The sequence below is a fragment of the Actinospineispora eucalypti genome (assembly GCF_039543365.1).
Lineage (GTDB): Bacteria > Actinomycetota > Actinomycetes > Mycobacteriales > Pseudonocardiaceae > Pseudonocardia > Pseudonocardia eucalypti.
Genome location: NZ_BAABJP010000008.1, coordinates 238,885 through 254,143, shown reverse-complemented (window position 1 = coordinate 254,143; position 15,259 = coordinate 238,885). Strand labels below are relative to the sequence as shown.

Annotated in this window: 14 protein-coding genes; 11 read left to right on the top strand and 3 right to left on the bottom strand. The window is 73.6% G+C overall.

The window, feature by feature from the left end:
* Positions 1 to 55 precede the first annotated feature (55 nt).
* The 7 genes from hutH (at position 56) to hutI (ending at position 9,483) form a co-directional block, all read left to right on the top strand.
* A complete protein-coding gene (hutH, locus tag ABEB12_RS12160) occupies positions 56 to 1,585 on the top strand; it encodes a histidine ammonia-lyase (protein WP_185061732.1) in 1,530 nt (509 codons plus the stop codon).
* Positions 1,586 to 1,695: 110 nt separating this feature from the next.
* Entirely contained in the window at positions 1,696 to 2,475 is a 780-nt protein-coding gene (locus tag ABEB12_RS12155) for an IclR family transcriptional regulator domain-containing protein (protein ID WP_185061733.1), read from the top strand.
* A gap of 202 nt (positions 2,476 to 2,677) precedes the next feature.
* Positions 2,678 to 4,333 carry a urocanate hydratase gene (locus tag ABEB12_RS12150; protein ID WP_185061734.1) on the top strand — a complete coding sequence of 552 codons (1,656 nt, stop codon included), beginning with the start codon at positions 2,678 to 2,680 and terminating at the stop codon, positions 4,331 to 4,333.
* The gene (locus tag ABEB12_RS12145) at positions 4,330 to 5,763 is read left to right on the top strand and encodes a purine-cytosine permease family protein (RefSeq protein WP_185061735.1); all 1,434 of its coding nucleotides are present in this window, start codon (positions 4,330 to 4,332) and stop codon (positions 5,761 to 5,763) included. Before ABEB12_RS12150 ends, ABEB12_RS12145 begins: the two co-directional genes overlap by 4 nt.
* Positions 5,760 to 6,962 (top strand): allantoate amidohydrolase, encoded by a 1,203-nt coding sequence (locus tag ABEB12_RS12140; protein ID WP_221498152.1) that lies wholly within the window; start codon positions 5,760 to 5,762, stop codon positions 6,960 to 6,962. Before ABEB12_RS12145 ends, ABEB12_RS12140 begins: the two co-directional genes overlap by 4 nt.
* Positions 6,959 to 8,311 (top strand): formimidoylglutamate deiminase, encoded by a 1,353-nt coding sequence (locus tag ABEB12_RS12135; protein WP_185061736.1) that lies wholly within the window; start codon positions 6,959 to 6,961, stop codon positions 8,309 to 8,311. Before ABEB12_RS12140 ends, ABEB12_RS12135 begins: the two co-directional genes overlap by 4 nt.
* The gene (gene hutI / locus ABEB12_RS12130) at positions 8,308 to 9,483 is read left to right on the top strand and encodes an imidazolonepropionase (RefSeq protein WP_185061737.1); all 1,176 of its coding nucleotides are present in this window, start codon (positions 8,308 to 8,310) and stop codon (positions 9,481 to 9,483) included. The genes ABEB12_RS12135 and hutI overlap by 4 nt, the downstream gene beginning before the upstream one ends.
* Here hutI and ABEB12_RS12125 read toward each other — a convergent pair.
* Entirely contained in the window at positions 9,463 to 10,626 is a 1,164-nt protein-coding gene (locus tag ABEB12_RS12125) for a polysaccharide pyruvyl transferase family protein (RefSeq protein WP_185061738.1), read from the bottom strand. The two genes, hutI and ABEB12_RS12125, sit on opposite strands and share 21 nt — an antisense overlap.
* A 39-nt stretch (positions 10,627 to 10,665) precedes the next feature.
* On the bottom strand, positions 10,666 to 11,208 hold the full coding sequence (locus tag ABEB12_RS12120; protein ID WP_185061739.1) for an OmpA family protein: 543 nt from the start codon (positions 11,206 to 11,208) through the stop codon (positions 10,666 to 10,668).
* A 136-nt stretch (positions 11,209 to 11,344) separates the two neighbouring features.
* Between ABEB12_RS12120 and ABEB12_RS12115 the strand changes: the two genes are divergently transcribed.
* From ABEB12_RS12115 to thpR, 4 genes are all read left to right on the top strand, one after another.
* Entirely contained in the window at positions 11,345 to 12,085 is a 741-nt protein-coding gene (locus ABEB12_RS12115) for a TetR family transcriptional regulator (protein WP_185061740.1), read from the top strand.
* Between the two features lie 354 nt (positions 12,086 to 12,439).
* Positions 12,440 to 12,715 (top strand): hypothetical protein, encoded by a 276-nt coding sequence (locus ABEB12_RS12110; RefSeq protein WP_185061741.1) that lies wholly within the window; start codon positions 12,440 to 12,442, stop codon positions 12,713 to 12,715.
* Between the two features lie 99 nt (positions 12,716 to 12,814).
* Positions 12,815 to 13,675, top strand: a complete 861-nt coding sequence (locus ABEB12_RS12105) for a polysaccharide lyase (protein WP_185063001.1) — start codon at positions 12,815 to 12,817, stop codon at positions 13,673 to 13,675.
* Positions 13,676 to 13,703: 28 nt separating this feature from the next.
* Positions 13,704 to 14,279: an RNA 2',3'-cyclic phosphodiesterase gene (gene thpR / locus ABEB12_RS12100; protein WP_185061742.1), complete on the top strand. Its 576-nt coding sequence runs from the start codon at positions 13,704 to 13,706 to the stop codon at positions 14,277 to 14,279.
* On the opposite strand, the gene mreB is transcribed toward thpR, so the two are convergent.
* Entirely contained in the window at positions 14,264 to 15,256 is a 993-nt protein-coding gene (mreB, locus tag ABEB12_RS12095) for a rod shape-determining protein MreB (RefSeq protein ID WP_185061743.1), read from the bottom strand. The two genes, thpR and mreB, sit on opposite strands and share 16 nt — an antisense overlap.
* Positions 15,257 to 15,259: the final 3 nt, after the last annotated feature.

Sequence of the window (15,259 nt, the reverse complement as noted above, 5' to 3'; positions counted from 1 at the left end):
CGACGGGAGCGGATGGGCTTTGACCGCGGTGCTTCGGGTCCTGTGCGATGGCGGGATGACCGTTCGCGTGCTTGTCGAGCCAGATCCGATCACTCCCGACCAGTTGGTCGCCGTCGCCCGCCATGGTGTGGGCGTCGGGCTGTCCGATGACGCGCTGCGCGCGATCGCGGCCAGCCGGAAGGTGATCGAGGACCTGGCCAGCGACCCCCGGGCGCACTACGGCATCTCCACCGGGTTCGGCGCGCTGGCCACCAAGCACATCCCCCGGGAGAAGCGGGCCGCGCTGCAGCGCAGCCTGATCCGGTCCCACGCGGCGGGTTCCGGTGCCGAGGTGGAGACCGAGGTCGTACGGGCGATGATGCTGCTCCGGCTGTCCACCATGGCCACCGGGCGGACCGGGGTGCGGCCGGCCACGGCAGCCGCGTATGCCGCGCTCCTGGACGCCGGCCTGACGCCGGTGGTCCACGAGTACGGCTCGCTGGGCTGCTCGGGAGACCTGGCCCCGTTGGCGCACGTCGCGCTCGTGGTTACCGGGGAGGGCGAGGTACGGGACCGGGAGGGACGGCTGCGCCCGGCCGCCGAGGCGCTGCCGGCGCACGGCATCGCGCCGCTGGAGCTGGCCGAGAAGGAAGGCCTGGCGCTGATCAACGGCACGGACGGCATGCTCGGCATGCTGGTGCTCGCGCTCGCCGACCTGGACCGGTTGCTGCGCACGGCCGACGTGGCCGCCGCGATGAGCGTGGAGGCGCTGCTGGGCACCGACGCGGTGTTCGCCGAGGACCTGCAGGCGCTGCGCCCCCACCCCGGCCAGGCCGCCTCGGCGGCCAACCTGCGGCTGCTGCTCGCGGACAGCGGGGTGATGGCCAGCCACCGCGAACCGAACCGGTGCACCCGCGTTCAGGACGCGTACTCGCTGCGCTGCTCGCCGCAGGTGCACGGCGCGGCGCGGGACACCGTGGCGCACGCGAAGGCGGTGGCCGCGCGGGAGCTGGCCAGCGCGATCGACAACCCGGTGGTCACCCCGGACGGCCGGGTGGTCTCCAACGGCAACTTCCACGGCGCGCCGGTCGGCTACGTGCTGGACTTCCTGGCCATCGCGGTGGCCGACGTGGCCGGCATCAGCGAGCGGCGGCTGGACCGGCTCTGCGACCCGGCGCGCAACCACGGCCTGCCCCCGTTCCTGGCCGACGACCCCGGGGTGGACTCCGGGCAGATGATCGCCCAGTACACGGCGGCCGGCGTGGTCAGTGAGCTGAAACGGCTGGCCGTGCCGGCCAGCGTGGACTGCATCCCGTCCTCGGCCATGCAGGAGGATCATGTGTCCATGGGCTGGCATGCGGCACGGAAGCTGCGGCGGGCGCTGGACGGGCTGACCCGGGTGCTCGCCGTCGAGGTGCTGACCGCGGCTCGGGCACTGGACCTGCGCGCCCCGCTGGCCGCCGCACCGGCCACCGGGTCGGTGCGCGACGCGGTGCGGGCGGCCGGGGTCGCCGGGCCCGGCCCCGACCGGTACCTCGCGCCGGAAATCGAGGCGGTGGTCGGGCTGATCAGGGACGGGTCGCTGCTGCCCGCCGGGCTCGGGTAGCCGGCGATGCGGCCGGGGGAGCGAGTTCCGGGTGCGGCGCGGTCGGCCGGACGGTCGGGTGCGGTGCGGACGGACGGACGGGTGCGGCGCGGCCGGACGGGCGGACGGCGGTGACCCGGCCCGGCGACCGGGTTCCCGCGGCGGCCCGGGCGCTGGCCGCGCTGCGCGTCCTGGCGGCGCAGCCCGGGCCGGTGCCGGCGGCGGTGATCGCCCGCGAGCTGAACCTCCCCCGGTCGAGCACGTACCAACTGCTGGCCGCGATGGCCGAGCAGGGTTTCGTCACCCATCTCGCCGAGGAGCGCCGGTGGGCGCTGGACGTCGGGGCCTTCGAGATCGGCACCGCGTACCTGCGCCACCGGCCGCTCGAGCGGCTGGCCCGGCCACTGTTGCGGCGGGTGGTGGACGCGGTCGGCGAGGCCGCCCACCTGGGCGTCCTGCACGGCGCGGACATCATGTACCTGGTCAAGGAGCAGCCGGGAAACCAGGTCGCGCTGATCACCGACGTCGGCGTGCGGCTGCCCGGGGCACTCACCGCCTCCGGCCGCGCGATCCTGGCCTACCTGCCGAAGGCGCAGGTCCGCGCGCTGTTCCCGGCGCCCGACGCGTTCGTCGACCGCACCGGCCGGGGCCCGCGCACGCTGGCCGCGCTGCGCCGCGAGCTGTCCGAGGACCGCCGTCGGGGGTGGTCGGTGGAGGACGAGTACGTGCTGCCCGGGTTCGCCTCCCTGGCGGCCGCCGCGTTCGACCACGGCGGCCGCCCGGTGGCCTCGATCAGCGTCACCTTCCGCCGCGAACAGCACCCGGGCGACACGTGGCCCGACCTGGCCGCCCCAATCACCCAGGCCGCCGCCGCCCTCACCGCCCGCCTCCGCGGCCACCCCCCAACCTGACACCCTCCGCGAGTCGGGAATCTGGGTACGGCGAGTCGGGAATTTGGGCACGGCGAGTCGGGAATCTGGGTACGGCGAGTCGAGGATCTGGGTACCGGATAGCGGAACGCGAGTCGGGTCGTGGCGAAGTGTCTGGGATCTCAGACACTTCCGCTGGTTGGAGCGCTGGTTACGGGCCGCCGAGCGGGGTGTGATGCAGGGCATGACCGAACCACGACGGGTGCGCGCGCGGCGGGGTTCCGCGCTGGCCGCGCGGAGCTGGCAGACCGAGGCTCCGCTGCGGATGCTGCAGAACAACCTGGACCCGGAGGTCGCGGAGCGCCCCGACGACCTGGTGGTCTACGGCGGCACCGCGCGCGCCGCCCGGGACTGGGCCAGCTTCGACGCGATGGTGCGCACGCTCACCGAGCTGCGCGAGGACGAGACGATGCTGGTGCAGTCGGGCAAGCCGGTCGGTGTGCTGCGCACCCACGAGTGGGCGCCCCGGGTGCTGATCGCCAACTCGCACCTGGTGCCGGACTGGGCGAACTGGACGGAGTTCCGCCGGCTGGAGCGGCTCGGGCTGACCATGTACGGCCAGATGACCGCCGGCTCGTGGATCTACATCGGCACCCAGGGCATCCTGCAGGGCACCTACGAGACGTTCGCCGCCGTGGCCGCCAAGCGGTTCGGCGGCACGCTGGCCGGCACGCTCACGCTGACCGCCGGGTGCGGCGGCATGGGCGGCGCGCAGCCGCTGGCGGTCACGCTGAACGGCGGGGTCTGCCTGATCGTGGACGCGGTCGCGGCCCGGCTGCGCCGCCGGGTGGACCACCGCTACCTGGACGAGCTGGCCGACGACCTGGACGACGCGGTGGCCCGCAGCCTGGCCGCCAAGCGGGACCGGCGGGCGCTTTCCGTCGGCGTGGTCGGCAACGCGGCCCGGGTGTTCCCGGAGCTACTGCGGCGGGGGGTGGAGATCGACATCGTCACCGACCAGACCAGCGCCCACGACCCGCTCAGCTACCTGCCGGAGGACGTCGACCCGGACGACTGGGACGATTACGCGGAGCGTAAACCGGAGGAGTTCACCGACCGGGCGAGGGAGTCGATGGCCCGGCACGTGGAGGCGATGGTCGGGTTCCAGGACGGCGGCGCCGAGGTGTTCGACTACGGCAACTCGATCCGCGACGAGGCCCGGATGGGCGGCTTCGACCGGGCCTTCGCGTTCCCCGGGTTCGTGCCGGCGTACATCCGGCCGCTGTTCTGCGAGGGCAAGGGCCCGTTCCGCTGGGCGGCGCTCTCCGGCGAGCCGGCGGACATCGCGGCCACCGACCGGGCCGTGCTGGAGCTGTTCCCGGACAACGAGTCCGTGCAACGCTGGATCCCGGCCGCCGCCGAGCGGGTGGCCTTCCAGGGACTGCCGGCGCGCATCTGCTGGCTGGGCTACGGCGAGCGGGACGTGGCCGGGCTGCGGTTCAACGAGATGGTGGCGTCCGGGGAGATCAGCGCACCGATCGTGATCGGGCGCGACCACCTGGACGCCGGGTCGGTGGCCTCGCCCTACCGGGAGACCGAGTCGATGGCCGACGGCTCCGACGCGATCGCCGACTGGCCGATACTGAACGCGCTGGTCAACACCGCTAGCGGGGCCACCTGGGTGTCGCTACACCACGGCGGCGGGGTCGGCATCGGGCGCAGCATCCACGCCGGCCAGGTCACCGTCGCGGACGGCACCGAGATGGCCGCCGCCAAGCTGGCCGCCGTGCTGCGCAACGACCCGGCGATGGGCGTGCTGCGGCACGTGGACGCCGGCTATCCCGAGGCCGAGCGGGCGGCCGAGGAGCGCGGGGTGGCCGTTCCGATGCGGGAGGTATGACCGTGACGAGTCAGGCCGGGGTCGAGCGGCGGTCCATCGACGTCATTCCGGACGCCGAGCGGCACGGCCGGGCGTCCAGCCAGTTCACCCTGTGGTTCGGGGCCAACATGCAGATCACCGCGATCGTGGACGGCGCGCTCGCGGTGGTGTTCGGCGCCGATGCGCTCTGGGCGATCATCGGGTTGCTGATCGGTAACCTGGCCGGCGGCGTGGTGATGGCCCTGCACTCCGCGCAGGGACCCCGCCTTGGCCTGCCGCAGATGATCTCCAGCCGGGCCCAGTTCGGCGTGTACGGTGCCGCGTTGCCGCTGGTCCTGGTGGTGCTGCTGTACCTGGGCTTCGCCTCGACCGGTGCGGTGCTGGCCGGCCAGGCGGTGGGCGAGGTGCTCGGGGTCCCCCGGACCGCGGGGATCGTGGTGTTCGGAGCCCTCACCGCGGTGGTGGCCACCCTGGGCTACCGCTACATCCACCTGCTCGGCCGGGTGGCCACGGTGGTCGGCATTCTCGGCTTCGGCTACCTGGCGGTGCGGCTGTTCACCCAGTACGACGTGGGCGCGCTGATCGGGGTGAAACCGTTCGACGCGGTGACCTTCCTGCTGGCCATCTCGCTCGGCGCCGGCTGGCAGCTCACCTTCGGGCCCTACGTGGCCGACTACTCCCGCTACCTGCCCCGGGACACCCCGGAGCGGGCCACCTTCCACGCCACGCTGTGGGGCACGGTGATCGGCTCCCAGTGGTCGATGACCTTCGGCGCGCTGCTCGCGGCCATCCCGGCCGGGCCGGGGGTCCGCTTCCTGGACGCGCAGGTCGGGTTCCTGGGCCAGCTCGCCGGGGTCGGCGCGGTGGCGGTGGCCATCTACCTGGTGATCGTGGTCGGCAAGCTCACGGTGAACACGCTGAACGCCTACGGCGGGTTCATGTGCCTGCTCACCACGATCAGCGCCTTCACCGGGGCGGCCCGGGTGTCCCGGCTCGGCCGGGTGCTGTTCGTCTGCGGGTTCCTGCTGATCTCCGTGCTGATCGCGGTGCTGGCCTCGCGCGACTTCCTGACCAACTTCCGGGACTTCATCCTGGTGCTGCTGACCGTGTTCACCCCGTGGAGCGCGGTGAACCTGGTGGACTACTACCTGGTCTCCCGGGAGCGGGTGGACGTGCCGGCGGTGTACGACCCGGACGGCCGCTACGGGCGGTGGAACCCGGTCGCCCTGGTGTCCTACCTGGTCGGCATCGGCGTGCAGGTGCCGTTCCTGGCCCAGGCGATGTACACCGGCCCGCTGGCCGAGGCACTCGGCGGCGCCGACATCTCCTGGCTGGTCGGGCTGGCGGTGACGGCGGCCGTGTACTACCCGTGGGCCCGGCGCACCGCCCGGCCGCCGGCGGAGATGATCTACCCGCCGGGCACGGTGACCGAAGCGGCTACCACCCGATGAGCTTCGACCGCATGTGGGCCGAGCTGGCGCCGCTCGGCCGGGACCGGGACACCGGCGGCTACCGGCGTTTCGCCTGGACCCGGGAGGACGCGGCGCTGCGCGAGTGGTTCACCGGCGAGGCGGGCGGGCGCGGGCTCTCGTTGACCGAGGACCGGGCCGGCAACCTGTGGGCCTGGCTGGGCGACCCCGACGCGGACGGCCCCGGGCTGGTGTTGGGCAGCCACCTGGACTCGGTTCCCGACGGCGGCGCGTTCGACGGGCCGCTGGGCGTGGTCTCCGCGCTCGCCGCGCTGGACCGGCTGCGCGCGGAAGGCTGGTCGCCGCGCCGGCCGGTGGCGATCGCGGTGTTCGCCGACGAGGAGGGCGCCCGGTTCGGGGTGGCCTGCGCCGGCAGCCGCATCCTCACCGGTGGGCTGGACGCCGACCGGGCCAGGGCGCTGCGGGACAGCGACGGGACGACCATGGCGGACGCCCTGGCGGCGGCCGGCCGGGCCCCGTCGGCACTGGGTCCCGACGCCGAGGCGCTGCGCCGGGTCGGCCGGTTCGTCGAGCTGCACGTCGAACAGGGCAAGGGCCTGGTGGACGCCCGGGACGGCACGGGCGCGGCGGTCGGTGTGGCCAGCGCGATCTGGCCGCACGGGCGGTGGCGGCTGGACCTGGCCGGCCGGGCCGACCACGCCGGCACCACCCGGCTCGCGGACCGGGCGGACCCGATGCTCGCGCTGGCCGACGCCATCCGCACCGCGCGCACCTCGGCGGAACGGCACCGGGCACTGGCCACCGTGGGCAAGCTCTCGGTGCGCCCGAACGGGGTGAACGCCATCCCTTCGGCGGTGACCGCGTGGCTGGACGCCCGCGGCCCGGTGGCCGAGGACGTGCGCGCCGTGGTGGCCGACGTGGCCGCGGCCGCCGGGGTGGACCCGGTGGAGGAGTCGTGGACGCCGACCACCGACTTCGACCCGAACCTGCGTGACCGGCTGGCCACGCTGCTCGCCGATCCCGACGGCACCCCGGCCCCGGTGCTGCCCACCGGCGCCGGCCACGACGCGGGCATCCTGGCCGCCGCCGGCATCCCCAGCGCCATGCTGTTCGTGCGCAACCCGACCGGCGTCTCCCACTCCCCCCGGGAGCACGCCGAACCGGACGACTGCCACCGGGGCGTGCACGCGCTGGCCCGCGTGCTGCGGGAGCTCGGATGAGCCCCACCGCCTTCTGGTGCGAGTACGCCTGGCTGGCCGGCGCTCCCGTCGCTTCGGTGCGGGTGACCACCGAAGCCGGCCGGATCACCGACGTGTCGGCGGGTGTGACCGCCGAAGCCGGCGACCACCGGCTGGCCGGGCTGGTGCTGCCCGGCTTCGCCAACGCCCACAGCCACGCGTTCCACCGGGCGCTGCGCGGCCGGGTGCACGACGGCGGCGGCACCTTCTGGACCTGGCGGCGGCGGATGTACGCGGTGGCCGCCCGCCTGGACCCGGACACCTACCTGGGCCTGGCGCGCGCGGTGTACGCCGAGATGGCGCTGGCCGGGGTGACCAGCGTCGGCGAGTTCCACTACCTGCACCATCCGCCCGGCGGCGGCCGGTACCGGGACCCCAACGAGATGGGCCGGGCGCTGATCGCCGCCGCCGAGGACGCCGGCGTGCGGCTGACCCTGCTGGACACCTGCTACACCGCCGGCGGGCTGGACGCGAGCGGGCACACCCCGCTGGACGAGGTACAGACCCGGTTCAGCGACGGCGACGCCGAAGCCTGGGCGGCCCGCGTCGACGCCCTCCGCGGGGACGCCCTCTGCGGGGACGGCGGTAACGGGGTGCGGATCGGTGCGGCGGTGCACTCGGTGCGGGCGGTGCCCGCCGAGCAACTCCCTACGCTGCTCGAGGCGGCCCATGACGGGCCGCTACACCTGCACCTTTCCGAGCAACCGGCGGAGAACGAGGCATGCCGGGCACACTACGGCCGCACCCCGACACAACTGCTCGCCGAGCGCGGTGCGCTGGGCCCGGCGACCACCGCCGTGCACGCCACCCACCTCACCGACACCGACATCCGGCTGCTGGGGGACAGCCGCACGTCGGTGTGCGCCTGCCCGAGCACCGAGGCGGACCTGGCCGACGGCATCGGCCCGTTCACCGCGTTGCGGGACGCCGGGTGCCCGCTGGCGGTGGGCAGCGACCAGCACGCGGCGGTCGATCCGCTGGCCGAGGTTCGCCTGGTGGAGCACTACCAGCGGCTGGCCTCCGGGCGGCGCGGGCACTTCACCCCGGCCGAGCTGGTGCACGCGCTCACCCAGGCCGGCCAGGCCGGCCTGGGGTGGCCGGACGCCGGCCGGATCACCCCTGGCCGGCGGGCCGACCTGGTCGCGGTACGCCTGGACAGCCCGCGCACCGCCGGGGCCGCACCGGGGCAGGTGGTGCTGGCCGCCGGCGCGGCCGACGTGCACACGGTGGTGGTCGACGGCCGCACCGTCGTCAACGAGGGCCGGCACCGGCTCGGCGACGTGGGGTCCCTGCTCGCCCAGGCCATCCAACCGCTCTGGGAGGGGCAATGAGCACGCTGGTCACCGGTATCGCCGAGCTGGTCAGCAATGACCCGGAGGCCGGCGACGGGACACCGCTGGGCCTGCTCACCGACGCCGCGCTGGTGGTGGACGACGGCCGGATCGCCTGGCTCGGGCCGGCGAAGCGGGCCCCGGCCGCCGACACTCGCCGCGACCTGGGCGGCCGGGCCGTGCTGCCGGGGTTCGTGGACAGCCACACCCACCTGGTCTTCGGCGGTGAGCGCTCGGCCGAGTTCGCCGCGCGGATGGCCGGTGAACGATACGACGGCGGCGGCATCGCGGCCACGGTTCGGGCCACTCGGGACGCGGACGACGAGACGCTGCGCGCCCGGCTGCACGCGCTGGTCGGCGAGATGCGCGCGCAGGGCACCACCACGGTGGAGGTGAAGAGCGGCTACGGGCTGACCGTCGCCGACGAGGCCCGTGCGTTGCGGCTGGCCAGGGAGGTGACCGAGGAGACCACCTTCCTCGGCGGGCACGTGCTGCCGCCCGAGTACGCCGGCCGGGTCGACGAGTACCTCGCGCTGGTCACCGGGCCGATGCTGACCGCGTGCGCGCCGCACGCCCGCTGGGTCGACGTGTTCTGCGAACCGGCCTCGCCGCACGCCTTCGACGCGGACGCCAGCCGGGCCATCCTGGTGGCGGGCCAGGCAGCCGGCCTGGGCCTGCGGGTACACGGCAACCAGCTGGCCGAGGGTCCCGGGGTCCGGTTGGCCGTCGAGCTGGGAGCGGCCAGTGTGGATCACTGCACCTTCCTGGACGGGCCGGACGTGGCGGCGCTGGCCGAGGGGGACACCGTGGCCACCCTGCTCCCGGGCGTCGAGTTCGCCACCCGGCAGCCCTACCCGGACGCCCGCCGGCTGCTGGACGCCGGAGCGACCGTGGCGCTGGCCACCGACTGCAACCCCGGCTCCTGTTTCACCTCGTCCATGCCGTTCTGCCTGGCGCTGGCCGTGCGGGAGATGGGCATGACCCCGGCCGAGGCGGTCTGGGCGGCCACTTCCGGCGCGGCCGCCGCGCTGCGCCGGACCGACGTCGGCCACCTGGGCGTGGGCGCCCGGGCCGACCTGGCCGTGCTGGACGCGCCGTCGCACCGCTACCTGGCCTACCGCCCGGGGGTGCCGCTGACGTCCGCCCTGGATCTACCCGGTGGGTCCCGGTAGGTAGATCCGCCGCGCGATGGCGGTCTTGCGCTCGGCCAGCCGGCGGAGCGTCTCCGGACCGAAGCCGGCCAGGGACGGCTCGGGCATCGGGGGAGTGCGGTCGGCGTCATCGCTGATCGTCCAGCCCGAGCCGGCCTCGATCAGCGAGCGGTGCTTCACCGAGTAGTACTCGTCGTGCACGCTCACCGCGACGCCGGCCGCCCCGGCGGCGGCCGCGAGCAGGTGGAGGTGGAACCGCGTGGAGATCCACTTCTGGTGCCCGCCGAGCGGCAGGCCGTGTTGCCAGGTGTGCGCGAACGGGTAGAACCGCGCGCCCGGGAGCTCGTGCTCCAGCAGCGCGTACACCTCCCGGTCGGCGCCCGGGATGCCCTCCACCACCCCGACCTGGTCCGGCCGGGCCCGCCAGGCACGGAGCATGGCGAGCACCCGCCCGGCCAGTGCGGGCTTGCTGATCTGGCCGGCGTCCGGCTGCAGGCACAGCATGAACTCCGGCGGTTGGTGGGAGCGGTCCACCAGGGCCTCCACCCCGTCGCGCAGGATGAGGAAGGAGTCATCGGCGGAGGTGTGCGCGGCCGCCTGCTCCGGCTCGCGGACCAGCCGCGCGGACGGCTCGTCCCGCAGGTCAACCAGGTCGAACCGGTCGGCCAGCGCCCGCAGCAGCGGAGCGGCACCCGGCGCCGCCGGATGGAGCCCCTGGCCGGTCATGACCGCCCGCCCGCCGGACCGGCCCACCGCCTCGGCGGCGCCGGCCAGCAGGCCGAGGTGCGCCGGCCACAGGCCGGCCAGATACCCGCCGCCGAGCACGTGAACGACGTCGGCGTGCCCGAGCAGCTCGATGCCGGCCGCCCAGCGGGGCGCGAGGCCCGGGTCACCGACCGCGCGCCGCACCCAGGCGGCCACCTCCCACGGCTCCTCGGAACCGGCCCGCCGGCACAGCCGCCACAGGGTGTCCACCACGCGCAACCGGGGGTGGGTGCGGCCCAGCAGCAGCTGGGCGGTGCCCGGGTCCTGGCAGTCCAGCCAGACGTCGGCGTCCGGCGCCACCTTGGCCAGGAAGTGCAGCCAGGCGGCGGTGACCAGCTCGTCGCCGTAGTTGGGGTACCCGGCGGCGCTGACCAGGTAGAAGCAGCCGCGCCCCGCCATCAACTCTCCCATCCGTTCCGGCGAGGCGCGGCCGTCCGGTCACGGTGAGCTGAGCTGCACCTTCAACGCCTCGTCACCCTGGGCGGTGGTGTTGCCCGTCGGGTTCGTCTTGATCTTCGACGCGTCCACGCCCGCCGCGGTCAGCGCCTTGGCGACATTGTCCGCCCGCTGCTGGGAAAGCTGCTGAGAGCGGTCCGCCTCGGGGTATCCGGCGTGCGTGTCCACGGTGACCGTGGCGCCGCTGGCCTTCAGCACGGCGGCGACCCGCTGCAGGGTCTGGGTGTTCTGCTCGGACAGTTCGGCGCTCTGCGTGGTGAAGGTGACCGGGTTGGTCTGGACGATCCCCTGGATCTGCTGCGCCACCCCGCCCGCTGCCTGGCCGGCCGCGTCCTTGGCCTGGTCGGCGGCGTTCTGCGCGCCCTGCTGAGCCTGGCCGGCCGCGTTCTGCGCGGCGTCCTTGGCCTGGTTGCCGGCGCTCTGCGCGGCGTCCTGCGCCGATGAGCAACCGGTCCCCAGCGCGGCCACCGCCAGCGCCGCTACCAGCATGGATCGTGTCGAGTATCGCTTCGTGTGTACCGCCACGGCGTCCGCTCCTTCAACGAGGTCGTGACAACCCGAACAGTTTCGAATCGCGATTCCAGCGCTTCAATGCACTGCCTTAAGGGTTCTTGAAGGTACAGGATGTACCCGTTATTACGAGCGGAGGTAGCCTCAAGGAGTGAACGAACGCAGGGAGGAATCCCGGCGGTCGGACGGTCGGTCGACCAGGTGGGCCGGACAGCACCAGCGCCGGCGCGCGGAGTTCGTCGATGCGGCGCTGATCGCCATCGCCCGGCATGGCGCGGACACCTCCACCGAGCAGATCGCCGAGCAGGCTGGAGTGGCGCGGACGCGCCTCTACAAGCACTTCGCGGGGGCCACCGACCTGCAGCGCGCCATCGCGTGGCGGGCCGCCGAGATGATCACCCTGGAGCTGGCCCCGGTGTGGAACCCGGACGGCTCGCCATCCGAGGTGATCGGCACCGGCGTGCAGACCCACCTGCGCTGGCTGACCGAGCATCGCGAACTCTATCTGTACCTGAGTCGGCACTCCCTGACCGCCACCGGAGGGGACGCCATCCGGGACATCAAGGACACCATTGGCGGCCACCTGACCCAGCTGTTCGGGGCCTACCTGACCGCTTTCGGGGTGGAGAGCGGGGTGGCGGAGCCGCTCGCCTACGGCATCGTCGGCCTGGTCGAGACGGCCACCACCCGCTGGTTGGAGCAGCCGGCCGGCGTGCGCCAGGAGGAGCTGGCGGAGAGCCTCTCCCGCTGGATCTGGCTGCTACTGGACGACACGCTGCGCGAACGCGGCATCAGGCTTTCCGCGGACCAACCGCTGGCCTCGCCGGAGGCGATCGCGGACGACGCGCGAAGCTATCAGTCCGGCGAATCGCCGGGTCAATCTCCAAACTAATGTTTCAGGAAATCCGTGACCGTTTCGAAAAGGTCGCGGGCGGTCACATTTGTAAGATTTAGTGCCCTTATTGCAAATTTGTGGCCATCCTAGGTGGCCACGGAGAGAGATGCTACGGGTAGTAGTGACGAGCGACCTCGGGCGCCCACGATCGGGCTATGTCAACTACTGTGTGTAGTGAAATAGGCTCAAATAGCTCGCCTGGTCGACAGATCACCCGAAAGTGATTCACCCCGACGGGGTTTTGTTATCGCCTTCCACGGATTCGGTATGGACATGGTGATCGTCCCGAGACTAAGAAAATTAGTGGCCGAGGCGAAACGCGTCGCGGTCATTATCCAGGGAGGCAAAAGAATGGTGCACAGGTTCGGCAAGCGGGCGGCCGTCGCGTTCATCACGGGCGCCCTGGCGGTCGGGATGGCGGCGTTGTTCAGCGGCACCGCGCTGGCCGGCGGCCACCACGGTTACCACGACAACGACGGCGGCAACGGTGGTGGCGGCGGCGACGCCAACGCCAACTGTGTGCTTCCGATCGGCGTGGCCCTCGGGGTGATCGGCCAGGGCGGCGGGAACGCCCAGTGCAACGCGGTCGGCGGTGGCGGCGGCGAGGGCGGCGACGGCGTCGACTAGAGGAACTCCTAACCCAACGAGGTAGGTGCAGGCCCCCGAAGGCACCGGGGGCCTGCACCTCCACGATAGAGCCCGGGAAGCTGAGGAACGACAGTGGTGATGCTCGGCCTGTCCCGCCCGGCGCTGGCCGGGCTGATCGTGCTGCTCGGGCTCGCCCCGGCCGGCATGGCCGACGCGTCCGAACCGGGCGCGCCCACCGCCTTACCCGGCACCGGGCCGGCGGCGAACGCCCCGGCGGCCCTGGATCCCGGCGGGCTGGTCGGCTTCTTCGGCAACGGCCTGCGCTGGCGCGAACAGGGCTCCTTCGGCCTGGAGCACGCCCGGCTGATGCCCGACGCCTCGGCCCCCGGCGCAATGGCGTTGCGGGTGGCCTACCCGGAGGGATCGGCGTCCCCGGAAGCCGCCCGCTCGGGCGCGAAACCCGGCGGCATGCAGGTCTACCTGCCGTTGGGCAGCCCGGCCGACACGATGAGCCTCTCCTACCTGATCCGGTTCGAGCCGGGTTTCCGCTTCGTCAAGGGCGGCAAGCTGCCCGGGCTGTACGGCGGCTCCGCCGGCAGCGGCGGCCAGCACCGCTCGGACGGCTTCTCCACCCGGTTCATGTGGCGCGAGGGCGGCGCCGGTGAGGTCAATGCCTACCTGCCGGGTAAGTCCGGCTACGGCGACCCGCTGGGCCATGCGACCTGGCGGTTCGCCCCGGGACGCTGGCAGCGGATCACCCAGCGCGTGGTGCTCAACACCCCGGGGCGGTCCAACGGCACGCTCACCATCTGGGTGGACGGGCGGCGCGTGTTCAGCACGTCCACGCTGAACTTCCGCAACCGGCCCGACGTCCATGTCGACGGGCTGTTCTTCTCCACCTTCTTCGGCGGCGGCGACAAGTCCTGGGCCAGCCCGGACGACCAGTACGCCGACTTCGCCGGTTTCACCCTCGGCCCGGGGGATCCTTCGCTGCGCTGAGCGCGCATGTTGCGTGGATGATGCCGGGATGCGGTTGTTCGTCGCCCTCAACCCTCCGGCCGAGGTGGTCGAGCAGCTGCGCGCGGCCATCCGGCCGCTGGCCGAGTCGACCTCCGGCCCGGTGCGCTGGGCGCGCCCGGACCAGTGGCACCTGACGCTCGCCTTTCTCGGTGAGGTCGACGACGCGGCGCGCGCCGACCCCACCACCCGTCTGGCCCGCGTGGCCTCCCGCGCGGCGCCGCCGGCGTTGTCCGTGGCCGGCGCCGGCCGGTTCGGCCACCGCGTGCTCTGGGCGGGCCTGCACGGGGACATCCCGGACCTGCGCCGGATGGCCGCCTCGGTCCGGGCGGCGGCCCGCCGGGCCGGCCTGCTGAAACCGGACGCCCGGCCCTACCGGCCGCACCTGACGTTGGCCAGGTCGGCCGGCGGGACCGACCTGCGGCCCCTCGCGGCCGCCCTGGACGGCTTCACCAGCTCGCCGTGGACCGCCGAGGAGCTGCTCCTGGTGCGCAGCCGGCTGGGCGCGGGGCCCGGCCGGAGCTCGGACTACGACACCGTCGGAAGCTGGCCGCTCGGCGGTCGAGGCGCTCAGGTGCGACCGTAGGCGGAGAGCAGCGCCGGGACGTGCAGGCTGGCGGCGGCCCCCTCGGCGACACAGGTCAGCGGCCGGTCGCTGAGCTTCACCGGGAAACCGAACGCCCGCTCCAGGGAGCCGGCGAACCCGCGCACCAGCGCGCCCCCGCCGAACAGCATGATGCCCTCGGCGAGCACGTCGCCGACCGACTGCGGAGGCAGCTCGTCCAGGCAGGCCGACAGGGTCTGGATGATCGCGTCGGTGACCGGCTGCACCACCTCGTTCACCTCGGTCAGCGAGATGCTCGCCACCCTCGGCCGGCCGGACGCCGCGTCCCGGCCCTGCACGGCCAGCGCCGGTTCGTCCGCGAGCCCGGCCTCGATCTTGACCTGCTCGGCGGTCAGCTCGCCGACCAGCATCTGGTGGTGTTCTCGCAGGTGGTGGGCCACGGCGAGGGTCATCTCGTCGCCGGCCACCCGGCAGGAGCGGTGGGCCAGGATGCCGCCGAAACAGAACGCGGTCACCTCGGCGGTGCCGCCGCCGACGTCCACCACCAGGTGGGCCCGGCGCTCCAGCGGGTCGATGCCGCAGCCGATGGCGCCGGCGATCGGCTCGTCCAGCGCGGTGGCCTTGGTGATGCCGGCCTCGTCGGCCGCCTCCAACAGCGCCCGCCGTTCCAGCGCGGTGATGCCCACCGGGCAGCCGAGCACCGCGCGCACCCGGGTGCGCTGCCACCGGCGCGGGACCAGCCGGTGCAGCAGGATGCGCAGGTAGGTTCGCGTGGTCTCCAGGTCGGTGATCACCCCGTCGTGCACCGGCCGGATCACGCTCACCGTGGTCGGCGTGCGGCCGAGCAGCTCGCAGGCCTCCCGGCCCAGGGCCACCACCTCGGTCCGCCGCCCGGCCCCCGGCCGGATCAGCATGACCGAGGGCTCCTGCAGCAGGATGCCCTGCTCGACGTCGCACACCACGGTGTTCGCGGTGCCCAGGTCGATACCGAACTCCATTGC